The following is a 22020-nucleotide window of genomic DNA, read 5'->3' on the forward strand; positions in this document are numbered from 1 at the left end:
TTAGTTACTCTTTTGATCAAGTACAGCCTGCATAATGGCTTTAATTTTACTATTAGGTGCATACAGCGCAGCAACCGACTTTTTATACTCAGCAGTAAACGTTTCGTTATGCTCAAGTTTACCAAACAAGCTCGTTAACTTTAAAAATGCAATCGGGCTAGTTTGAGTCTCTTGCGCGTAAGAATTAAGCTCTTTGTGCATCGCATCTTGAATTTCAAGTTGCTCGCCGTTTTCACTTAAACCTTTATCGCTGTATAAACACCAAGTAGCAATAACAAGCGTTGCCAGTGATACATCTCGACCTTGTACTAGGTTTTCGTTAATTGTGGCAATTAAAAACTTAGGCAATTTAGCTGAGCTTTCACTACAGATACGCGCTAGGCTGTCTTTAATATTAGGATTAGCAAAACGCTCTATTAACGTATCTTTGTAGCTTTCAAGGTCAATGCCTTCAAGTGGTTCAAGATTTGGCGTTACTTCTTTATCCATAAAAGCACGTAGGTATGTGGCAAATAATTCATCTGATACCGTTTCATCAATAGTGCCATAGCCATGGATTGAACCTAATAAACCAAGTACAGAATGACCTGCATTAAGTAAACGTATTTTCATGGTCTCATAAGGCGTTACATCAGTAACAAACTGAGCACCAACAACATCCCAATTTGGGCGAGAGTCACTAAATGTGTCCTCTATTACCCATTGTGTAAACGACTCACAGGTAATTGGCCACTCGTCGCTAACATCATATGCATCAACCACGTAATCAATATCACTCTTTTTAGATACCGGTGTAATACGGTCAACCATCGCATTTGGAAACGATACGTTTTGCTCAATCCACTCACTTAGGTCTTTGTCTTGCTCTGTAGCAAAGGCTAAAAGCATTTTGCGTGTTACGTTACCGTTGTGCTGAATGTTATCGCACGACTGTACTGTAAACGCGCCTAGGCCCTGCTCTTTACGAAGTTTTAACGCAGCAGTAATGTAACCAAACGCTGTAATTGGGTCGTTCGGATTATTAATGTCGTTAATAATATCTGGATTACTGTAATCAAACTCGCCCGTTGCAGGGTTAAAGTTGTAACCGCCTTCGGTAATAGTAAGCGACACAATTTTAGTATCGCTGTGCGCTAGCTTATTAATTACCGCTTGTTTGTCCTCTGGAGCAAACAAAAAGTCGATCATTGAGCCAATTACTTTGTTATCTATTGTACCGTCTGGGTGTCTAACAGTAAGCGTGTAAAGGTAATCTTGCTGCTTTAAAATATCACGCAGACCACGGTTACCCTCTAAAAGGCCAACACCACATATACCCCATTGCTCAGAGCCCGGAGTTTTTAAAAGCTCGTTAACATACACTGCTTGGTGAGCACGATGAAAACCGCCCACACCAATATGTACAATACCGGCTTTAACTGCGCTACGGTCGTAGGTTGGTGTATCAACATGGCTTGGTAATTGAGCCAAGCTCTGTTGGTTTAGCCCTGTAACTAGAGCGTCAGTGTGTTGGTATTGTGTCATGGTGTGACCTTACTAAACAAAGATAAAATATAAATTACGATACTGTATTACGATAAGTAATTACGATGCTGTATTGAGTACTTTATGGCGTTTTAACGACCAGTACGCAGTAACAAAATAAATAACAGTACAAATAAAACAGGCTATTTCGAATTGCGATTTATTAGCGCTGTACATACTCATAGTTTCACTGAAAAACATCACTTGGCTGGCAAATATAAAAATAATAACCAACGAAACAGTAGAAACCGCGTTAAGTACTTTGGTAAATACAGAGCTGTCAATTACTGGCTTTGGAATGTCTTTAGCCTCAGCTGCTTGATATTCTTTAATATCACGTTGCTCTTGCTTTTCTGCTGCAATTTCTTGTGTGTAATCGTCACCAGCGCCGTATTTTTTAGCTAAAAGCGTGTAAACAACAATGGTGAAAATCCATGTAGGAATAAATAAGTAGTAAAACGACATTACATCAATTGCGTTTAAGCCAAAGCCAAACACAAGTGCTAACGCCCAAGATGCTATAGCCGGTACGCTGCGGGTAATATGTTTATATTTAGCCCAGTAACGTGTTAGGCCAATTTTAGGAAATAACACATGCTCAGCAAACACAATGCCGCCTACTGGTACAACTAATAAGCCTGCGTAAGTAAGTAGCGGAAGCATTTGAGAAAATACAAACGGGAAACATGCAATAATTACGGTTACAACACCTACAATAGCGGTGGTGCGTTCACGTGATTGATTAAAAAATATAGATTGCGCTGCAAGGCCTGCACGGTAAAGGTTTGCGTTAGCAGTAGTCCAACCGGCAATAATTACAATAACAAAACCAGTCCAACCTAATGCATGGTATGCAACATCGCCCGGATCAAGTGATGAAATAGTTGTTTTAAGTAATACCGCAACACCTGCGCCCATAATACCGGCAGAGATCCACGCTAAGTAATGACCAAAAAACATGCCCACACCTGAAAACAAACCATAGCTTTTGCGTTTAGCAAATCTAAAAATAGCCATGTCGATTAAACCAAAGTGAGTTATTGAGTTAGCAGCCCATGCAAAGCCAATCACTTCTAATAGGCCAATGCCCTTTTCACCATCGGCATTGTTGCCCGTCCATATAGAGGAGTCGCCTATGGTCATAAAGTCGCTAAAGCTAGTTAAAGAGGTAGAACCTAATACGTGATTTGAAAGCTCAGGGAATAACGCGAACGAGCCTGCAATAAATATAACAAATAGCCACGGCGCACACAGCTTTGAAAAGTCAGCAACCGTAGAAAAGCCATACATCGCAACAAATACAACAATAGAGCCAACAGCTAAAACAATGGCTACAAACCAAAAGCTATTTGGATACCAATCAAGTTGCGCAGGTATATCAAACAAAAACCGCACGGCGGTGGAGGATACCGTGATCATCGCGGCCGATATAACACTAAAAATAACCACGTTAGCCCAGTTATAGAGCTTGGTCATAGAGTTACCAGCAATTTTGTTTAAGTAGTTATATAAACTTAAGCGGGTTTCTACTGCAATGGGTGCAGTAATCAGCCACCAAGAACACATTGCTAACAGGTTACCTATTAATAAACCCAGTAGAATGTCGATGGTTGAAGCGCCTAATGCAACAAACGTTGCACCAATAACAAATTCAGTAGCCGCAACATGTTCGCCGGCGTATAGCCCTGCAAAATGCTTCCAGCCGTGAAGCTTATTATTAGCAACAGGAAGTTGCTCTTCGTTTACATCTTTAAATGTTTGTGTGTGTGGACTCGTTGCCATGGTATTTCCTATTGTTAACAGCAAAGCATTTGATACCAATCTGCATAACTATTTAGATAATTTAACGAGTTAAATTATCCCATAACGTCGTTAAAAATTTTATATTTAGAACAACTAGATATAAAAATTTTTGCCTAGTTACAGTGCAATTTTCTTATCGTTAAATAAACCCCATATTCAAGCAGATTGGTATAGAACCTAAATACTTTGCCTTTTATAATTTGGCTTATAAACGCATGATGTTTTGCCACGTTTTGTTTTATTTTTAGTAAAGCAAAACCATCTACATTTATATTTTGCGTTTGCTTGCCTGTCAGTGTGTAAGGCGAGCAAATCACGTTAAAAACTTTGTTTATTTAAAAAGCTGCGTGTTTACTGCTTTTTAAGTGCAGGGTATGCACTAAAAAAATCTTGCCAATGCGTTAAATGATCAACATTTGGGTAAGCACTGTGTACATGATTAACAGAGCCTTGCATATGTTGCCCACCGCTGTAATGCAGTACTTGCATATTGGCGTCAATCCCTGCATTTACGCCGGCTTTACTGTCTTCAATTACTAAGCAATGCTCTGGCTTTACACCCATTTGCTTAGCTGCATGTAAAAATAAATCAGGCGCCGGTTTACCACGCTTAACCTCGCTGCTGGTAAAAACCGTATCGCTAAAGTACTTACTTAAACTCACTACGCTCAACGCTTTTGCGGTGCGTGCTGGGCTGCTGCTAGTAGCAATACAAATAGGCACAGCTAAATTGTTAAGTACGTCTTTTATACCGTCAGTCGTGGTTAGTCCGGTTTCAAATTCGTTTAATAGTGCCTCGCGGTAGTCACCTTCAAAGCTCTCAGGAAGAGTGACATTAAATGCATCCGCTATTTTTTGGCTTACTGTTTTAAAGTTGCAGCCTAAAAAGTGTTGTTGTACATAAGCGCGGTCAATCTCAACGCCTTTTTCAACAAGCATATTAATGAGTACTTGTGCGCTTAAAATTTCGCTATCAATAACAACGCCATCACAATCAAATATCACTAGCTCAATATTAGTATTCATCTTGTCACCTTATTAACACTGTTTGGTTTAGCTAATTTAAATATAACGAGTTAAGCGCGATTAATATTGTGCAACTTTTTAGTGCAACCCAGTTGTGGGCATAAGCCCAATTGTTGAGCATATTCCCTTTATTGCGCGAATATGTCAACACACTGTAAGTATAAAACGCACCAGCTTGGTGAAAATACCGCCAGATAAAACTAAAAACCTTTGTATTTAATAAATTTTATAAAAGCGTGTTGCGACTAAGGTCGTAGTAAAAAAATTACATTAATGTAAAAAGTGTATCTGCAAATTCATTTCATCTGTTTTACAAATCACATCAATCTAATTAATCAGTTTTACCGAAGTTAATAAAATTAATACTATCGTTAACAGATTAACAGCCTGCATCACTGCCGGCACTTTTAAATAGATGAGGTCGACAATGAATACTCAAATAAATAAAACAAAATTAACACTAACTGCACTGGCACTTGCAATGGCATTACCGGCAAGCGCAGCAACAACTCTTACTAAAGATAACGGCGCAGCTGTTGGCGATAACCAAAATTCAATTACTGCTGGCGAACGTGGCAGTGTATTACTAGAAGACGTGCAACTAATTCAAAAACTGCAACGCTTTGCACGTGAGCGTATTCCTGAGCGTGTTGTGCATGCTCGTGGTACTGGCGCACACGGTGTGTTTGTAGCATCAAAAGAGCTAGATGATTTAACAATTGCAGCACCGTTTGCACAAGCTGGTAAAGAAACAGACGTATTTGTTCGTTTTTCATCGGTAATTCACTCAAAAGGCAGCCCAGAAACACTGCGTGACCCACGTGGCTTTGCAACTAAGTTTTACACAGACCAAGGTAACTGGGATTTAGTAGGTAACAACTTACCGGTGTTCTTTATTCGCGATGCGATTAAATTTCCAGACATGGTTCACTCGTTAAAGCCATCACCGGTTGATAACATTCAAGATCCTAACCGTGTATTCGATTTTTTCTCGCACGAACCAGGTTCTACACAAATGCTAACGTGGGTTTACAGCGACTACGGTACACCAGCAAGTCTTCGTAAAATGGACGGTTGGGGTGTACATGCATACAAAATGATTAACAAATCGGGCGATGTTAAATACGTTAAGTTTCATTGGGTAAGCCAACAAGGTATTGATAACCTTGACGCAAAAGAAGTAGCTAAAGTGCAAAGCCAAGACTTCCAACACTTAACACGCGACCTTTACAGCGAAATTGGCAAAGGCAACTTCCCTAAGTGGGATCTGTACATTAAAACGCTTGATCCGTCGCAGCTTGATGACTTTGATTACAACCCGTTAGATGCAACAAAAATGTGGTTAGACATTAAAGAAACTAAAGTAGGAACAATGACCTTAAACCGTATGCCAACTAACTTCTTCCAATCTACGGAACAAGTAGCAATGGCACCGGCAAACATTATTCCAGGTATTGAGCCATCAGAAGACAGACTATTACAAGGTCGTATGTTTTCTTACGCTGATACACAAATGTACCGCCTAGGTACTAACCACCAGCAATTGCCAATTAACCGTGCAAAAGTTGAAGTGGTTAACTACAACCAAGACGGCGCAATGAATATTGGTAACACAACAAGCAATGTGAACTATCAGCCAAGCCAAGAAAACGTAGCTGAAAACCCAATTGCACGTAGAAGTAACACAGAGCTAAAAGGCTTTGTACAACAAGCCGCGATTAAAAAGCAGCAAAACTTCGCGCAAGCAGGTGTTATATACCGTGGTTTTAGCAAGCAAGAACGTACAAACCTAATTAATAACCTAGCAGGCGATTTAGGCAAAGTGCAAAACAGCAGTGTTAAACACAAAATGCTTAGTCACTTTTACAAAGCTGATAGCGAGTACGGTACACGCTTAACTAAAGCTGTAAACGGCGACCTTAAAATGGTTAAACAACTAGCCGCTAACTTATAAGCAACTAGTTAAAAGCAATTAGTCCCAACTAAATAGCTATTTAAACCACAACCATGAGGAAGGAATAAACCCCTTCCTCTTTTATAAGAGACAATTGTTATGCGTAATTTATTAATTATAGTCGCTCTATTTCTGAGCTTTACCAGTAGCGTTTACGCTCAAAATACATCAGATACACAAACACCCAGTACGCAAGTTGAAAGCCAACATTCTGCAAAAACTCAATACGATAGCTTATTTGCTTATTACTTTGCCGCAGCACGCACAAACGACACAGCTGTAATAGAGCAGTTTGTAGATGCCGGTATTCCTATCGACAGCTACAACAATAAAGGCTACACCGCGTTAATGATTGCTACTTACCATGGTAATAAAAACACGGTTAATACACTTTTACACTTAGGCGCTAATGCCTGTCTAGAAGATAACCGTGGCAACACAGCGCTAATGGCCGCTATTTTTAGAGGTGAATTTAGTATCGCTAAAACACTCGTATCACTTGATTGCGACAACGCGCATCAAAACAAAGCCGGTCAAACAGCAGAGCAATTTGCACAAACATTTGGTCAACAAAAAGTTATAGAGTTACTAGCGCAGGTAAATAATGCAAAATAATCTGCACGCAACAAAAAGCCCTAAAATAATAGGGCTTATATTTAATAAAATTAGTCTTATGTTGCAGACGCTATTTGAGGTTGTTTAGGCTTTTCTCGCGTTACAAAGTAACAAATTAGCGAGCCCACTGTTACCAGCACAACCCCCTGCCAAAACGAAGCACTCAGCGTAATAGATAAATACAACGCCGAAATAATAGTAGAAAACACCGGTGTAAAGTACGAAAGCGTTCCCAAAAGCATTAAGTTACCGCCAATAATAGCTTGATTCCACAGTGCATAACCGCTCCCCACGACTACACCAGCTAATAGCAATGTTATGCTTGAGCTGAGCGAAAACGTTAATGGCGCTTCATTACTAAAACCATATTGCGCCCACAAACTCATTGCCGTAACAGTAAAAAATAACGTAATGGCATTTTTACCATTACTCAGCTTTTGCGTTACTACGCAATAAATAGCCCATATAAACGCTGCAGCTAATGCCATTAAATAAGTAGCAGGATTATCAGAAAAGTTAGTCACAAGCGTATCGAGTGACATTTCTTGATCGCCCGTAATACACCAAGCAACGCCTAAAAAAGCAATAATCATGCTTGGGTAAACCCAGTAACTTACTTTTTTACGGCCAATAATAATAGAGAGCAGTATAGTCAGTGTGGGCCATAAATAATTAATAACCGCCATTTCCATTGCCTGATGACGACTATTTGCCATACCAATAGAAAGCGCCAAGCAAATTTCGTACGCTACAAATAACAAAGTACCTATTACCAAGTAACGTTTTGAAAACCCACTAAACTTGGGCACTCCCATAACCAAAATTAAAAATACCGCACTGACAGAATACATAGCCGCCGCACCACCAATGGGGCTAAACAACTCAGAAATATCCCGTAGTAATGCAACTAAGCAACTCCACAGTAATATTGCAGCGACTCCATATAGTGTATATTTATTTTTGCTTATAAAATCCATTTGCCAATCCAAAAGTACTACTCGTAAATTTGAAACTAAACTAACAGTAATTATTTAATTAAACAATTAAAGTTAATAGCTTAAACCTCTCGCCTGTTTTTAACATTCACACTTTTTAGTAATTGACCTTTTGGTCAGTAAAGCTACAATCAATCAATACGTTAAACACGCAAACTTTATAATGACCACACAAATAAAGCCAAATAAAAAAGAAGTCACACGCGAGAAAAACCAAAAACTAATTTTAGATGCCGCCGAGCAATTGTTTTCGCAATTAGGTTACGACGGAGCAAGTATGAGCATGGTTGCTAAAGAAGCGCAGGTGCCAAAAGCTAATATTTTGTATTACTTTAAAAGTAAGGATGGTCTGTACGAGTCTGTAATTGACCGCATAATAGCTAATTGGAACTTAGGGCTCGATAACGTCACAATTAACGACGATCCAGCTACCGTGCTTTATAACTATATTAAAAGCAAAGTAATACTGGCCGTAAATCAGCCAATGCAATCTCGCTTATTTGCTAGTGAAATACTGCGCGGTGCCCCTTATTTACAAAACTACTTTAGAACCAATACCCGCCCTTGGGTTAAACAAAAGGTTGATGTACTTCAAGCATGGATGGACGCAGATAAAATGGATAAGGTTGACCCCTACCATTTGCTCTTTACTATTTGGTCTACCACGCAATATTACGCCGACTTTCAGGCTGAGGTTTTACTCGTAATGAACAAATTAGAGTACGACGAAACCGATGTGGCACAAATTACGCAATCAATTGCCCACATAATTTTAAAAGGTATTGGTCTTAAAATACCTGAGCAAAGTGAGACTTAACCCATGACACCCTTTACTACACCCGATTTATTTGACGATCATCGCGATAACGTGCAAGTAGCAGACAGCGGCCTTTACCACTTTGGTAAAAAAACCACGTTTTATGGCAAAGTAGTTACCGTTACCTGCCCAGAAGATAACTCTTTTGCCGCCGATATATTGCATGAAAATGGTGAAGGTAAAGTATTGGTTATAAACGGGTTTGCGAGCAAACGCTTTGCGTTTATAGGCGATATTATGGCTGAGCGTGCCTTAAGTAATGGCTGGGAAGGCGTAATAATAAATGGCTGTTGCCGAGATATAGAAATACTCGCCACGATGAACTTACCTGTAATGGCGCTAGGCTCTACACCGCGTAGTACCTTAAAGCGCGGCTTTGGTGATAAAAACCAAGCTGTTACCATGCTTAGCACCACCATAGAACCTAACGATTGGGTTTACGCCGATATTAACGGTTTAATCATCAGTAAAACGCCCCTTATTTAGCACTCAAAACTATATAAATAAAGACCAACTTGGTGCATCTGCGCACCAAATTGGTTTGTTTTAGCTCATTTTAATCTCACTATTTCTACAGCCCACATTTACAAATCTCATACAACCCAATAAAACCTGACCAGTTGGACAGGATTTTAATTTATGGCATTCCTCTTGCTTAGTCTAAGCACTATAAAATCAAAACTACCGATTAAAAAGCACAGCTTTAGCAATTGCATTAAATTAGTGATCTATTATAACGCGAAGAAAATGACGCAGTGAGTGCGCTATTTAATCCGATAAAATGATCATGTTTTTAATAAAATTGGTATTCATAATAATAACCAGCCCGCTTTTTAATCACTCTTAACTTAATAAGTAAGTACTTGGTCAGTTTTATAATAATGAGCTGCAAATGAGTGATAAAAAAAACAACAAAGGTATATTTTGCAATCACGGTCCTACCCTGTGGCAAACAAACCACTCTGGAGTGCTTGCAAACAATCGCTTAGCTGTAAAAGATGTATTTGCAGTAAAGGGCGAGCGTAACAGCGCAGGCAACCCAAACTGGTTTAAAACAGCTAAACCGGCTCAAAATACGGCAAGCTCGGTTAATAAGCTCATGACCGCTGGTTGTAACTTTATAGGCTTTACCCATACTGACGAACTGGCTTATAGCTTAGAGGGTAATAATATACATTATGGCGCTGCGCAAAATCCTAAATTAAAAGGACATGCTTGCGGTGGTTCGAGTATGGGGTCTGCTGCTGCAGTTGCTGCAAACTTAGCTGATATTGGCTTAGGCACCGACACCGGCGGCTCAATTAGAATACCCGCCAGCTATTGTGGTTTATATGGCATAAGGCCAAGCCATAACGTGATTGAAAAAGACGGCCTAATACCGTTGGCTCCCCCTTTTGATACCATAGGTTGGCTTACCCAAAGCGCCGAGCTATTAAGCAGCGTTGGCGATATATTATTACCACATCAAGCAATTAATAAAGTAAATACGCTGGTTATTTGCGAAGCACTATTTGAACTCGTTGACCCTGCTTTACAAGCCCCACTTAAACAATTGCTTGAAAAAACCAAGCCTAATTTTAAGCACCATAAAGAATTTGAACTACCTAACAGCAACTTATTAAATGAACTTGCTGATAGTTTTAGAGTACTGCAAGGGCGAGCAATCGCAAAAACGCATAAAGATTGGCTTCAATTGCCGGGGCAACTTCCCCAGTTTGCTCCAGCAATTGCGGCACGTTTTGATATGGCGCTTGCCCTAACTGATCAAGAAGAACAAGAAGCACTAAAAGTGCAAACCCAATGGCAAACACTAATAGCTAAAAACCTAAATACAAACAGCTGTTTATTTTTGCCAACCACCCCCACAACCGCACCTAAATTAGGCGCCGACACAAGCGCCTTACGCATGCAAATTATTACGCTTTCGGCAATTGCAGGGCTTAGTGGCTCAGCGCAAGTGCATTTACCGCTAGCTGATTTAGCAAATGATCATCCGTATGGTTTTTCATTAATGATGAGCCACGGTAACGATAAAAGCCTACTTGCTTGCGTTAAGCACCTAGCTGCACACTTTAAACAGGACACACCGGCATGACCACACACAACATTGCATTTACCGCGTCTCATTTTTCGGCCACTGAGGCGGGTATAAATATACTAAAACAAGGCGGTACAGCTACCGAGGCTATGGTAGCGGCTGCCGCTGCTATTAGCGTTGTATACCCACATATGAACTCAATTGGTGGCGACAGCTTTTGGCTTATCGATAACCCAAACCAAAAAACGCCCACAGCTATTGACGCCTGCGGCCGCGCAGCAACTAATACAACGGCATATAACTCGCTCACGCAAATACCAGAGCGCGGCGGATTAAGCGCACTTACTCAAGCGGGCACAATACGCGGCTGGCAAAAGGCGCTTGAACTAGATGAGCACGCAGCACTACCACTGTCACAAATTTTAGCACCCGCTATTGAGCTTGCGCGCGAGGGTTTTACCGTTACAAAAAGCTTGCAAGCAGGCTGCGAAAAGCTAGCCACTGCTAACAATACCAATGACGCGTTTAAAAACCTCTACATACCCAATGGCAAGCCCTTACAAGCAGGTCAACATTTTAAAAACCCTAAACTTGCAGCAATGTTTGAATACCTAGCAAAACATGGTTTAAACGCATTTTATGAAGGCGCACTTGCCAACTCATTTGCCGCCGACTTAGCAAAAGCAGGCAGCTCAATTACCGCAGGTGACATTGCAAATACTAAAGCCGAGGTAGTTACTGCGCTAAATGCAAACCTCAGTGGTATTGATTGCTACAACTTACCCGCGCCAACACAGGGCGTGCATTCACTACAAATAATTGGTGCCGTAAATAAGTTAAAGCATTTAGCTAAAACCGATGCCGACTGGACGCACTTAATTGTTGAGGCAACTAAGCAAAGCTTTACCCATCGCCCTACCCTTTGGGCTGACCCTGATGTGTTGGGGGATGATTATAAAAACGCACTAACCGATGATCGCTTAAGCGAACTTGCTAACAATATTGATATGAGTAAAGCCAAAAAATGGCCATTTAACGCAGAGCCTGGCGATACTGTGTGGATGGCAGCCAGAGATAAAAACGGGCAATTAGTCAGCTTTATTCAAAGTATTTACTGGGAATTTGGCAGCGGAATATTAATGAGTGAAGGCGGCTTTGTGTGGAATAACCGTGGTTTAAGCTTTAGTTTAAACAATCAAGATATTGCTGCGAGTAACAATAATAATGCCCTTGCTCCTAATAAAAAGCCCGCTCATACACTTAACCCAGCACTGGCAAAGTTTAGCGATGGTCGTCGACTTGCTTACGGAACAATGGGCGGTGAAGGGCAGCCACAAACTCAAGCCGCTGTTTTTGCAGGCTACGCATGGCGAAATAAATCTATTAAACAAGCAATTAGCGACCCTCGTTGGTTACTTGGACGCACATGGGGCGATACGAGTACAAATTTAAAAATTGAAAAAGGGTTAGTTTTTCATATAGAACATGAATTAAATCAACGTGACCACGATTGGGTAAGCGTTGATAATAATAACGAAATGATGGGGCACGCTGGGGCGATTTTAGATACACCTACAAGCCTTGAAGCTGCAACAGATCCTCGTTCAGATGGACGTGCAACAGTAACTACAGCAGGAACACAATGTCAGAAATAATAAATCAATGGCCAATTATAGTAGCCTTAATAGCAACCGGTATTTTTGCCGGTATTTTAGCAGGACTTTTTGGTGTAGGCGGCGGTATTGTTATCGTCCCTGTGCTGTATTTTTTACTGCAAGGTTTTGGCGTAAGCCCAGAATCGGCAATGATGATAGCCACCGCCACATCACTTGCAACCATAGTGCCTACTTCGCTTTCATCTATTCGCTCGCATCATAGCAAAGGGAATATTGACCTTGCGCTAATAAAATACTGGGCACCATTTATTTTAGTTATGGCCGTTGTAGGCAGCTACTTAGCGCACTCAATACGCGGTAATGCACTGGTACTTATGTTTGCCTGTATTGCTATTTTAGTCAGTTTAAACATGCTATTTAGAGCCGGCGCACCCGCGCTTGTAAAACAACTACCAGGTAAATTTGGTCAAGGCGTTATGGCAAGTATTGTAGGTGGTTTGTCGGTAATGATTGGCATAGGCGGCGGCACTATTGGCGTACCTATGCTAAACGCATTTAATGTACGTGCCCATGTTGCAGTAGGTACTGCGGCCGTTTTTGGTTTATTGATTGCGCTACCTGGCGTTATTACCTTATTAAGTATTGGCACAACGCCAACCGATGCTCCCCTAGGTACGTGGGGGTTGGTTAACCTCCCGGCCTTTTTTCTTATTATTCCGCTGACTATTTTATTTGCGCCTATTGGCGTAAAAATTGGTAGCAAGCTGGATCAAAAACAACTAAAACGCGCCTTTGCCGTTGTATTAATGATAACCGGCATACGCATGCTTATTCAGACTCTGGGAGCCTAAAATATGTTTAATAACACGCAAGTTCAAACCTTAAACCCACCACAGCGTTTATTAATGGGACCAGGCCCAATTAATGCCGACCCTCGTGTTTTACGTGCTATGTCGGCGCAGCTTATAGGCCAATACGACCCAGTAATGACCGGTTTTATGAACGAAACCATGGCACGTTACCGCGAAATTTTTAAATCTAAAAACGAATGGACCATGCTAATAGACGGCACATCGCGCGCAGGGATTGAAGCCGTATTATGCTCAATTTTACGCCCAGGCGATAAAGTACTTGTGCCAATTATGGGGCGCTTTGGCCACCTACTTGCTGAAATAGCAGAACGCGTTGGCGCAAAGGTGCACACAATAGAAGTACCGTGGGGCGAAGTGTTTACGCCAGAGCAAATCGAAAAAGCCATTGTTGATGTAAAACCCCATGTACTTGCTATGGTACAAGGCGATACATCCACCACCATGAACCAACCTCTTGAGCATATTGGCGATATTTGCCAAAAGCACGATGTACTATTTTATTGCGATGCCACCGCCTCTATTGTGGGTAACGAACTTCCTGCCGATGAGTGGAAACTCGATGCACTTTCGGTTGGTCTGCAAAAGTGTTTAGGCGGACCTTCTGGGTCTGCGCCATTAACGCTTAGCGACAAATGCGCTGATTGGATCCAAAAACGCAAAAAGGTAGAAGCAGGCATTCGCACGGCCGATCATACCGACGGCACAGAACCCTTTGTACGCTCTAACTATTTTGATTTAGGTATGATCATGAATTACTGGGGAGAAGAGCGCCTCAACCATCATACCGAAGCCACCAGCATGCTGTACTGTGCCTCAGAATGCGCCCGCATAGTCATTGAAGAAGGCGTGGATAACTGCGTAGCGCGCCACAAATTACATGGAGATGCCATGCTAACGGGTATTCAAGCGCTCGGCTTAAATGTATTTGGTGATTTAACACATAAAATGAACAACGTACTGGGTGTGTATATACCCGAGGGCATTAATGCCGATCACGTACGCGGACAAATGCTAACCGATTTTGGAATAGAAATTGGCACCTCATTTGGACCACTGCATGGCAAAATTTGGCGTATTGGCACCATGGGTTACAACGCCCGTAAAGATGCCGTATTACAAACATTGGCAAGCTTAGACGCTTGCTTGCATGCCAACGGTTATAAAGGCCCTAAAGGCGAAGCCGCTATTGCCGCCCTTGCCCATTATAAATAAAAAAAGGATTTAGCATGACGATTGAATGCCCACAACACAGCCCTTTATTAGATAAAGAACTTGCTGATGAATACGCAACACGCGCTTTATCTCGCTGTAAAACCCTCAGCGCGCTATCGCAAATGCAAGCCGGTATTCACCGCGTGTACTTATCAAAAGAGCACAAAGAGTGTAACGCTGTTACTGCATCGTGGATGGTTGAGGCAGGCATGCAATCGTGGCAAGACGAAGTGGGCAACCTTTGGGGTCGGCTTAAATCATCAAACCCACATGCTAAACGTTTAATTATAGGATCGCACCTCGATACAGTACCAAACGCAGGTGCGTTTGATGGTATTTTAGGTGTGTTACTTGGTATTGAAATAGCCGCCCTTGCACATAAGTTAAAGCTCGACCTGCCCTTTCATTTAGATGTAGTGGGCTTTTGCGATGAAGAAGGCACCCGCTTTGCCACCACTTTAATTGGCTCAAAAGCCCTCGCTAACGAATTTGACCCACAGTGGCTAAATATACAAGATACAAGCGGTATAACTATGCGCCAAGCCATGCTCGACTTTGGCCTAAACCCTAACGACTACGCAAAGGCCGCACTAAACAAAAACGAATTACTTGGTTACTGGGAAACTCATATTGAACAAGGTCCTGTACTCGAATCGGTTAATCAGGCGTTAGGGGTTGTAACGGCTATTGCAGGGGCAAAACGCGCCATGCTTACCCTAACAGGCCAAAGCGGTCATGCGGGTACAACCCCAATGAACTTGAGGCAGGATTCACTAGCAGGCTGCGCTGAATTAGTAACCGAAATTGAAAAACTAGCAAGTAATGCTAAAAATGGCGAAGTTGCCACCGTAGGGCAAATACAGTCTCGCCCTGGGGCTACAAACGTGATTGCAGGCAAAACAACCATAAGCCTAGACGCACGCGCACAAAGCGACACCGATCTCGCTAACTTACTAAGCGCCATACAAAGCAGCGCACAATCTATAGCAAGCAAACGCAATTTAACACTTGATTGGCAATGGACTCATGCCGCCGGTGCCGTAGCGTGCGATACTCAAATTCAGCATTTGTTTTCAAGCGCATGTAAACTCAATAACCAAGCATCGCCTCCACTTGCCTCAGGCGCAGGGCACGATGCAATGGCTATAGCTCCAATTTGTCCCGTTGGCATGTTGTTTATACGCAGCCCTGGCGGTATAAGCCATCACCCAGCAGAAGCGGTTATCGACAGCGATGTAACAAAGGCACTCAGTGTAATGTACAGCGCGCTTTTACTTTATGTGAAAGAGTGTGAGTGATTTAAGGTAATCGAGTAAACCAAGTATATTAACTTGGTATGCTTAGGGGCTTAAACCTCCTCAAAGTCATTTAGAGGTTATTACTGAAGGCAGGTAAATGCAGGAATATACGTTATTTAAAGTAGCTTTATCGGGCTGCCCTTTGCTCTTTTAGGCTAAGGCGTTTATGTGAGCTATATACATGTTGAATGCTTGTACCATTAACCAAATATGCATCCATTTCGACGGTAATTAAACCCGATAATGGCTTGATTTCTAGAACACCCAACTCACCTAAATTTGCAGATAGTAAAGTATTATTCCTAAAAGCGAACAAAGTTTTGTCAGTATCTCGTAAGTCGCCATTCACATATAATTTAGCACCACTAAACCAAGCGTTAATTATTTTAACTTTGATTGACTTAACAGTAAATTCAAAGGATTTTCTCATCAGATCTCCATACCCAGAAAATGTAATTATTATACTTTATGTTCTTATGTGTTTGGCGCACAACCATTTTCGTTTAATACCCGCTTAGTCGATGCTGGGTAATTTTTTAGTGCAGCCAAAGGGCGAATTGGCCGCTGAACCAAATTACCTGAGCAGTTTGGGCACACGTTATTTAACAGCGTTTGAGCACAGCCAGAACAAAACGTGCATTCAAATGAACAAATAAAAGCCTCACTGGACTCTGCAGGTAGATTCTTATCACAACATTCACAATTAGGTCTTAAATCTAGCATTTAGCGCTCCCTTTTATCCACCCAATGCTGAGTAAATATCTATTACCTTTTATAACTTTTGATACCTGATGCTCACTTACATCAGGGCGGAATAGCTTAACCCGCTTTGTTTCAAATATCGGATTACTGCAAATAAACTCACCACCCAAATCTGCTTCTTTAAGCACTATATTCAATCGATAGTGTTTACCAGATTCAACTTTGTCTGTGTGTGGTGCTATTTCACTTCCTTGTGGGAATTTAAGCAAGTAAGTATCAAATTTAATTGGCCACGTAGCACCACAAATCAACATTTTATCGTAGCCTGATTTTTGTCGGCCTCGCTCCCAACAAAATAATTTACTCAAAAAAAACATACAATCCCTCGAAACAGCTAACAAGCTGCAGGTTAACTCGTTATTTTATTTTTCTTGATAAACAAACCATAGCCGAGTTCATATTTTGATTCAATCGTTTACTGTATTTTACGTGGGATATAAAAGGGAGTTTTAATGGTGCTTTGATTGGCGTTTTAAAAGGCATTATGGTGGCTATAATTACCTAGCAAATCAAAATATAGCCACCCGTTTTACTTTAATGCTTATTTAAAGACTTATTTAATCGTTACCTTTGCATCACTTACCCATGTTTCAGTTATAGCTTCATCATTTTTATCAACTAAATACGCGCGTATGTTCACCGGATTATTGTTAGCTTGTTTGTAGTCAAATGCTAATCGCCATTGGTTTGTACCAACTACCGGATAAACCCCAATAGGCTCTAGTATTTCGCCGTTGCTGGCTTCAACAATCGGCTTTATACCACTTTTGTTATCTAAGCCTTTAAATACTGGACCTTCAAAATCAATCACCATCTTGTTAACACCTTCAGGAATAGGCTGGCCGGGAATTCCGCCTAAGCCTTGGCGAGTATTTACAACGCTTGCAAGCGTTTTTGATTTTGGATCGAGTGGACGCCATTCAATATCATAAGAAAAGGTAAACTCATCACCTTTGCGCGCCTCTTTTTCGGGCACCCAATAGGCAACAATGTTGTCAAACGTTTCATCTTTTGTTGGAATCTCGATTAACTGAACTGCGCCTTTGCCCCAATCGTCAGTAGGTTTTATCCACGCTGATGAACGCTTATCGTAAAATACGCCGTCGTCTTGGTAGTTCTTAAAGTCACGATCTCTTTGGATTAAACCAAACCCTTTTGGGTTCTCATCAATAAAACTATTGGTCGACACCGACTGAGGATTATTTAATGGGCGCCAAACGTATTGACCCGATCCTGTGTGAATAGCCAGTCCATCACTGTCGTGAATTTCTGGGCGCCAGTCTTTAGCTTCTGTTTTATCTTTTTGTGAGTACCAATACATACTAGTTAGCGGTGCTACACCTAAGCGTTCAACATCGGCGCGCATATACAAATTAGCGCTCACTGAGGTGATATGGCCTTTAGCTTCTTTGTTATCTTTACTTAAACCAAACCGATAAGCACCAGTGATAGAAGGCCCTTCAAGCAATGCCCAAACAGACACACTTTCACCTTTTCTCTCTGCGGGGCCAATCCAAAATGCAGAAAAGCGCGGAAATTCTTCTGGCTGATTCATACCCGTATTAATTGCAATACCTCGAGCCGACAGTCCATATTGCCCCTCTGGCCCATCAGTTCTAAAATAAGACGCGCCTAAAAAAGATATCCAATCTGGTTTCATATCTGGGCGCATTATTCTAAAGCCTGCAAATCCAAACCCTTCTGGGAGATCGTTAGCAGGGCTGTCATCAGGCATATCAAAAACATCATTACTAAAAGGTACATTTTGTACCTGATTTTCATCGTCTCTGATGTAAATACTTACTGGCTCAGGGAAGTATCGGCCAGGGTAAAATAATTGTACAGGTGCCTTTTTTCCACTTGGATATAAAGTTTCATCTTCTTTAAAGCGTATTTTCCAATGTTCGTCATACGTAATTTTATCGATTAACTCCGGCGCTGGTACTGCAGTTGGCGTATAGGGCTTTTCGGCTGAAGCTTTTGCTAGGGCTTTTAAGTCTTCGAATGAAAACTGCGTTTTATCTATTGCTTCTGTCGCGTAAGACGACATCGAAGTGCTAAAAATAATTGCGATAAATAACTTTAATTTCATAAAAAGAATGTCCAATAAATTGAGTCAAATAAAAATGGGAACGCTGCTCGAACGTATGTTTAACTTAAAGTTCTGTATGGATATTACGTGACGAAATATGAACTCGCGTTTACTAAAATATTGTTATTTGATTCTTAGTTAATTTGTTTTTGGGGCGGCGCGTTTGGTGATGTCACTGAAGTGAAAATAAGTGGGGATAGAGCAATTTATTACTAGATCGCTGGTATTCAAATGGATAAGGCTTGTATTTAGGTGGTGGAAAACGAAGAGGCTCACCACTTTTAAAACTTGCAATTAATGGCTGAATTTTACTTGGGCCTCACTTCAGGGCATGTTTTGAAGTTAATTTTTCAATGGCGTCTTTAGCTTCTTTCAAACTTACACCATGAACAGATCTATAATATTTTATTGCTCTAACTTTATGACCTGATTTTAAAGCAACAATAACATCACCTTCAGTTACGCTGCCATGTTTAGGTATTGAGTTACCAAATATTAATATAAATAAAACTGCAATAACCGCTAAAACACCCCAAATATATTCAATTTCCATAAATATCCTCGATGTTCGAAAAATAATGAGCCTGTAGATTAACTCGTTTTTTATTTGTTTTTATTGATAAACAAACCAGAGCTGAGTTCCTATTTTGTTTGTAATAATGTTCACCAAGAGCAAAATGTATTTTTATCTTATTTTAATTATTCTTATTGGCTACTGGTTAAATAACCTTTCGCATTTTATTTAATAACTCGTAGCATGCTTTATACAACAGTATTTCCATGTCTTCGTTATGGTACAAAGGACCCCAACGAAAAAAGCCTCTTAAGCTAAATTTTTTAGCTATGAATTCGAGCCACGTAACAGATTTAGAAACGCTGAACGTTTTAATCGTCTTATTGTGTTTAATGTTATACAAGCGCGATACTAACTTAACTTTTGGTCGCCAAAATAGCGGAATAATAGCTGTATCAAAATCTATAGTGAATGCATCACCACCATGCAAAGTAACTATAACAACATCTAAACCAATATCTGACTTTTTAGGATCTTTAATAGACGAAATGCTGTGAAGACAAAAAATATCTTCAAGCTTCTTGTGCATATGATCTTGTAGTGAATCGCCCGTTATATAAAAAAACGACTCTACCTTAGAAAAATGGCTGTTATTAGCTACAGCTAACGATCCCAAATAAACATTTGGCTTTTCAGAGCTAAACCAATCGAATAGCAAATTTAAATTCCTTTTTATTTATGCCGAATAAATAGTCCGTAAGGTTGTTATCTAAGGTTAGGATGAAGGCGCAAAAACCAGCTGTTTTTGTTCTGCTTTACGATTTATTATTTACGCTCAACTCTTTTACGACGTAATTGAATACCAAGTAATGTACCTAATAAAACAGCAATAACATGCAGCAAAGCTGAAATTAAATATATCAAAAGCTCCATTGGTATTTTTAACAAAATGTATAGTAAGGCACCCACACTCAGATCAATAAACCAATAAACCGCCGCAACTAAAAAGGCTTGCTTATAGGGACTCACTGTTTGCTTATAGCCTAAGTAACAATACACGATTAAAGAGGTTAAAAATCCGAGGACATAATGAGTAAAAATGTATGATGTACTTTGAGTCATCTCATCAAAGCCAACAATATTTGTTGCTATTGTTGATAAAGCAATTAGCAATAAATACAAGCCTACTGAAAAGAGTACAATCCTAGAGTATTTCACGATAATCCTTTAGCAATACAACGAGGCTGTAGAATAGCTCTAACAGCCAAATTTAATTAAATAATGAGTTTCTTTAATTAACTCTAAGCATGTTAATACAATATGTAATAAATGTATTACCGATTAAACAGGCTGTTTTCTTAAAAAGAGTAATTCTACAATCTCAACGCCCGCATAAGGGGCTGATAATAACTTGTAGTAATGTGTAGCAAAGAGTACTAAGCAAACAGTTAGTAGTCGCTTGTTAGTAGTTTATACCACTAACCTCACGTAGAAATTTTTAATAAAAACAAACCTAACCCGCCGAATAAAGTTAAAAATACCACCAACATTATAATCAGCGTTTTGGATTCACCTAATGATTGCATTAATCCCATTTCAGTCGGTAATACTTGCTCAAGCAGACTTGGCTCTTTAATTTTGTTTTTTTGACCTCTATCCATAATACACATTCCATATAGAACTAATACTGCTAACGAGCTTGTAGATTAAATCGTTTTTTATTTGTTTTTATTGATAAGCAAACCATAGCTGAGTTCCTATTTTGGTTCAATCTTTTACTGTATTTCACGTGGAATATAAAAAGAGTTAGCTGTTGTTTTAATTGGCATTTTGGAAGGTATTACGGGAAAGTTTAGTGTGGTTGGCTTTTTACTCTTTCTTTCATTGTAGCTCAGCTTTTTGCGTGACAAATAAAACCTAACCAACTGATATAATTTATTATTTATGTAAAAGTTAGAATGTATTTCATCCTAACTCTTTAGCTTTTTTTTAACTCTATTTTTGAAACGTAAAATACAATACCAGCAACAAGACCTACTATAGAAAATAAAAACAATTGTAAAAAGCTATATCCATAACCTATTAACGTAATTGAACCATTTTCGACCAATACCTTACCATTAATAATTGAGCTATCTAAACCTGAAGGGAAAACAAAAAAGAAAGAAACTAAGCAAGTAGATATAACTGAAGATTTGAGCACTGTATTTAGCGAATAACCACCGCTTTTAGTGATAAATTTATAAATGGGAAATGCTGTTACTGGAACCAAAATTAGAACAACTATTAACGTCCAAATAAATATACCAAAAGGCATAATAGTAAATTTCATTTCAATTGCCATTGGCACTAAAAATACAACAATTAAAGAGGCTAAAATAAAGCTAAATATTGTTCTCAACTCGAAACCTTCTTAGAAAGCCAACGCCTGCCATAACCGATTTGTGGCGCTCTTGCACAAATCCGGTTAATGGTTTTGTTGTGTAACGTCACCGTCAAGTCCAAATTTTTTCCTGTTCAAAACTAGCGCTGCCAGCACAGTTACTCCTAACACTGTACCCACAGGGAACATGAAGAGTAACAATGTTGAATATATTATTAGTGCCCAAAAAAGCCACTCAGTTCGATAGTTTAAGCCCACAACGGAAAATGTTAAAAAGCAAAGCGCAACTAAAAATAAGATGAACCCTGTTACTGTAGACAAAGCTGTTGATGACATTTCTTCTTGTGATATTTTAGGTTCATTATTACCAAACAGCGTTATCTCTTGAAATGAAGAGGACATAATTAAATACGAATCAACAATCCCCCAAAGTGGTGCCCAGAAAAGCAATAATCCCAAAACTGCGACGTATTTCCCTATAGTTTCCTTGTTCATCATC

At 40.1% G+C, this 22020-nt stretch carries 23 protein-coding genes; 9 read left to right on the forward strand and 14 right to left on the reverse strand.

Annotation, left to right across the window (positions count from 1 at the left end; translation table 11 throughout):
- From H5122_RS08870 to H5122_RS08880, 3 genes are all read right to left on the reverse strand, one after another.
- Complete coding sequence (locus H5122_RS08870) at positions 1-1524, reverse strand: mannitol dehydrogenase family protein (RefSeq protein WP_182681510.1); 1524 nt, start codon at positions 1522-1524, stop codon at positions 1-3.
- A gap of 60 nt (positions 1525-1584) precedes the next feature.
- Positions 1585-3306, reverse strand: a complete 1722-nt coding sequence (locus H5122_RS08875) for a cytosine permease (protein ID WP_182681509.1) — start codon at positions 3304-3306, stop codon at positions 1585-1587.
- A gap of 372 nt (positions 3307-3678) precedes the next feature.
- On the reverse strand, positions 3679-4353 hold the full coding sequence (locus H5122_RS08880) for an HAD family phosphatase (protein ID WP_101216367.1): 675 nt from the start codon (positions 4351-4353) through the stop codon (positions 3679-3681).
- Between the two features lie 427 nt (positions 4354-4780).
- On the opposite strand from H5122_RS08880, the gene H5122_RS08885 reads away from it, so the two are divergent.
- On the forward strand, positions 4781-6307 hold the full coding sequence (locus tag H5122_RS08885) for a catalase (protein WP_182681508.1): 1527 nt from the start codon (positions 4781-4783) through the stop codon (positions 6305-6307).
- A gap of 99 nt (positions 6308-6406) precedes the next feature.
- Positions 6407-6922: an ankyrin repeat domain-containing protein gene (locus H5122_RS08890; protein WP_182681507.1), complete on the forward strand. Its 516-nt coding sequence runs from the start codon at positions 6407-6409 to the stop codon at positions 6920-6922.
- A gap of 56 nt (positions 6923-6978) precedes the next feature.
- On the opposite strand, the gene yddG is transcribed toward H5122_RS08890, so the two are convergent.
- The gene (gene yddG, locus H5122_RS08895; protein WP_182681506.1) at positions 6979-7899 is read right to left on the reverse strand and encodes an aromatic amino acid DMT transporter YddG; all 921 of its coding nucleotides are present in this window, start codon (positions 7897-7899) and stop codon (positions 6979-6981) included.
- A gap of 181 nt (positions 7900-8080) precedes the next feature.
- On the opposite strand from yddG, the gene H5122_RS08900 reads away from it, so the two are divergent.
- From H5122_RS08900 to H5122_RS08930, 7 genes are all read left to right on the forward strand, one after another.
- On the forward strand, positions 8081-8734 hold the full coding sequence (locus H5122_RS08900; protein ID WP_004334664.1) for a TetR/AcrR family transcriptional regulator: 654 nt from the start codon (positions 8081-8083) through the stop codon (positions 8732-8734).
- A 3-nt stretch (positions 8735-8737) separates the two neighbouring features.
- A complete protein-coding gene (locus H5122_RS08905) occupies positions 8738-9220 on the forward strand; it encodes a putative 4-hydroxy-4-methyl-2-oxoglutarate aldolase (protein WP_165729003.1) in 483 nt (160 codons plus the stop codon).
- Positions 9221-9626: 406 nt separating this feature from the next.
- Positions 9627-10829 carry an amidase family protein gene (locus H5122_RS08910; protein WP_182681505.1) on the forward strand — a complete coding sequence of 401 codons (1203 nt, stop codon included), beginning with the start codon at positions 9627-9629 and terminating at the stop codon, positions 10827-10829.
- Positions 10826-12427: a gamma-glutamyltransferase family protein gene (locus H5122_RS08915; protein ID WP_182681504.1), complete on the forward strand. Its 1602-nt coding sequence runs from the start codon at positions 10826-10828 to the stop codon at positions 12425-12427. Before H5122_RS08910 ends, H5122_RS08915 begins: the two co-directional genes overlap by 4 nt.
- Positions 12415-13239: a sulfite exporter TauE/SafE family protein gene (locus H5122_RS08920; RefSeq protein ID WP_007378545.1), complete on the forward strand. Its 825-nt coding sequence runs from the start codon at positions 12415-12417 to the stop codon at positions 13237-13239. The genes H5122_RS08915 and H5122_RS08920 overlap by 13 nt, the downstream gene beginning before the upstream one ends.
- A 3-nt stretch (positions 13240-13242) precedes the next feature.
- On the forward strand, positions 13243-14472 hold the full coding sequence (locus H5122_RS08925; RefSeq protein ID WP_182681503.1) for an alanine--glyoxylate aminotransferase family protein: 1230 nt from the start codon (positions 13243-13245) through the stop codon (positions 14470-14472).
- Between the two features lie 14 nt (positions 14473-14486).
- Positions 14487-15770, forward strand: coding sequence for an allantoate amidohydrolase (locus H5122_RS08930; RefSeq protein WP_182681502.1), 1284 nt, complete (start codon positions 14487-14489; stop codon positions 15768-15770).
- A 127-nt stretch (positions 15771-15897) separates the two neighbouring features.
- On the opposite strand, the gene H5122_RS08935 is transcribed toward H5122_RS08930, so the two are convergent.
- The 10 genes from H5122_RS08935 to H5122_RS08980 form a co-directional block, all read right to left on the reverse strand.
- On the reverse strand, positions 15898-16200 hold the full coding sequence (locus H5122_RS08935) for a hypothetical protein (RefSeq protein ID WP_182681501.1): 303 nt from the start codon (positions 16198-16200) through the stop codon (positions 15898-15900).
- A gap of 44 nt (positions 16201-16244) precedes the next feature.
- Positions 16245-16493: a DUF1272 domain-containing protein gene (locus tag H5122_RS08940; RefSeq protein ID WP_182681500.1), complete on the reverse strand. Its 249-nt coding sequence runs from the start codon at positions 16491-16493 to the stop codon at positions 16245-16247.
- A complete protein-coding gene (locus tag H5122_RS08945) occupies positions 16487-16849 on the reverse strand; it encodes a 2OG-Fe(II) oxygenase (RefSeq protein WP_007584341.1) in 363 nt (120 codons plus the stop codon). Before H5122_RS08945 ends, H5122_RS08940 begins: the two co-directional genes overlap by 7 nt.
- A gap of 236 nt (positions 16850-17085) precedes the next feature.
- A complete protein-coding gene (locus H5122_RS08950) occupies positions 17086-18624 on the reverse strand; it encodes a glucan biosynthesis protein (RefSeq protein ID WP_182681499.1) in 1539 nt (512 codons plus the stop codon).
- Between the two features lie 319 nt (positions 18625-18943).
- Positions 18944-19177: a ribosomal protein L7/L12 gene (locus H5122_RS08955; protein ID WP_182675012.1), complete on the reverse strand. Its 234-nt coding sequence runs from the start codon at positions 19175-19177 to the stop codon at positions 18944-18946.
- A gap of 166 nt (positions 19178-19343) precedes the next feature.
- Positions 19344-19856, reverse strand: coding sequence for a hypothetical protein (locus tag H5122_RS08960; protein WP_182681498.1), 513 nt, complete (start codon positions 19854-19856; stop codon positions 19344-19346).
- A gap of 107 nt (positions 19857-19963) precedes the next feature.
- Positions 19964-20311, reverse strand: coding sequence for a hypothetical protein (locus H5122_RS08965; RefSeq protein WP_182681497.1), 348 nt, complete (start codon positions 20309-20311; stop codon positions 19964-19966).
- A gap of 311 nt (positions 20312-20622) precedes the next feature.
- Entirely contained in the window at positions 20623-20799 is a 177-nt protein-coding gene (locus H5122_RS08970) for a hypothetical protein (protein ID WP_182681496.1), read from the reverse strand.
- 317 nt (positions 20800-21116) lie between these two features.
- Positions 21117-21539 carry a hypothetical protein gene (locus H5122_RS08975; protein ID WP_182681495.1) on the reverse strand — a complete coding sequence of 141 codons (423 nt, stop codon included), beginning with the start codon at positions 21537-21539 and terminating at the stop codon, positions 21117-21119.
- Positions 21540-21605: 66 nt separating this feature from the next.
- Positions 21606-22016, reverse strand: coding sequence for a hypothetical protein (locus tag H5122_RS08980; RefSeq protein ID WP_182681494.1), 411 nt, complete (start codon positions 22014-22016; stop codon positions 21606-21608).
- Positions 22017-22020: the final 4 nt, after the last annotated feature.

Source organism: Pseudoalteromonas sp. SG43-8 (assembly GCF_014164245.1).
GTDB classification, from domain to species: domain Bacteria; phylum Pseudomonadota; class Gammaproteobacteria; order Enterobacterales; family Alteromonadaceae; genus Pseudoalteromonas; species Pseudoalteromonas distincta.

What these genes read in the sequence shown, in the direction of transcription:
- H5122_RS08870 (WP_182681510.1), bottom strand. Translation starts at nt 1,524, where the DNA reads ATGACACAATACCAACACACTGACGCTCTAGTTACAGGGCTAAACCAA.
- H5122_RS08875 (WP_182681509.1), bottom strand. Translation starts at nt 3,306, where the DNA reads ATGGCAACGAGTCCACACACACAAACATTTAAAGATGTAAACGAAGAG.
- H5122_RS08880 (WP_101216367.1), bottom strand. Translation starts at nt 4,353, where the DNA reads ATGAATACTAATATTGAGCTAGTGATATTTGATTGTGATGGCGTTGTT.
- H5122_RS08885 (WP_182681508.1), top strand. Translation starts at nt 4,781, where the DNA reads ATGAATACTCAAATAAATAAAACAAAATTAACACTAACTGCACTGGCA.
- H5122_RS08890 (WP_182681507.1), top strand. Translation starts at nt 6,407, where the DNA reads ATGCGTAATTTATTAATTATAGTCGCTCTATTTCTGAGCTTTACCAGT.
- yddG (WP_182681506.1), bottom strand. Translation starts at nt 7,899, where the DNA reads ATGGATTTTATAAGCAAAAATAAATATACACTATATGGAGTCGCTGCA.
- H5122_RS08900 (WP_004334664.1), top strand. Translation starts at nt 8,081, where the DNA reads ATGACCACACAAATAAAGCCAAATAAAAAAGAAGTCACACGCGAGAAA.
- H5122_RS08905 (WP_165729003.1), top strand. Translation starts at nt 8,738, where the DNA reads ATGACACCCTTTACTACACCCGATTTATTTGACGATCATCGCGATAAC.
- H5122_RS08910 (WP_182681505.1), top strand. Translation starts at nt 9,627, where the DNA reads ATGAGTGATAAAAAAAACAACAAAGGTATATTTTGCAATCACGGTCCT.
- H5122_RS08915 (WP_182681504.1), top strand. Translation starts at nt 10,826, where the DNA reads ATGACCACACACAACATTGCATTTACCGCGTCTCATTTTTCGGCCACT.
- H5122_RS08920 (WP_007378545.1), top strand. Translation starts at nt 12,415, where the DNA reads ATGTCAGAAATAATAAATCAATGGCCAATTATAGTAGCCTTAATAGCA.
- H5122_RS08925 (WP_182681503.1), top strand. Translation starts at nt 13,243, where the DNA reads ATGTTTAATAACACGCAAGTTCAAACCTTAAACCCACCACAGCGTTTA.
- H5122_RS08930 (WP_182681502.1), top strand. Translation starts at nt 14,487, where the DNA reads ATGACGATTGAATGCCCACAACACAGCCCTTTATTAGATAAAGAACTT.
- H5122_RS08935 (WP_182681501.1), bottom strand. Translation starts at nt 16,200, where the DNA reads ATGAGAAAATCCTTTGAATTTACTGTTAAGTCAATCAAAGTTAAAATA.
- H5122_RS08940 (WP_182681500.1), bottom strand. Translation starts at nt 16,493, where the DNA reads ATGCTAGATTTAAGACCTAATTGTGAATGTTGTGATAAGAATCTACCT.
- H5122_RS08945 (WP_007584341.1), bottom strand. Translation starts at nt 16,849, where the DNA reads ATGTTTTTTTTGAGTAAATTATTTTGTTGGGAGCGAGGCCGACAAAAA.
- H5122_RS08950 (WP_182681499.1), bottom strand. Translation starts at nt 18,624, where the DNA reads ATGAAATTAAAGTTATTTATCGCAATTATTTTTAGCACTTCGATGTCG.
- H5122_RS08955 (WP_182675012.1), bottom strand. Translation starts at nt 19,177, where the DNA reads ATGGAAATTGAATATATTTGGGGTGTTTTAGCGGTTATTGCAGTTTTA.
- H5122_RS08970 (WP_182681496.1), bottom strand. Translation starts at nt 20,799, where the DNA reads ATGGATAGAGGTCAAAAAAACAAAATTAAAGAGCCAAGTCTGCTTGAG.
- H5122_RS08980 (WP_182681494.1), bottom strand. Translation starts at nt 22,016, where the DNA reads ATGAACAAGGAAACTATAGGGAAATACGTCGCAGTTTTGGGATTATTG.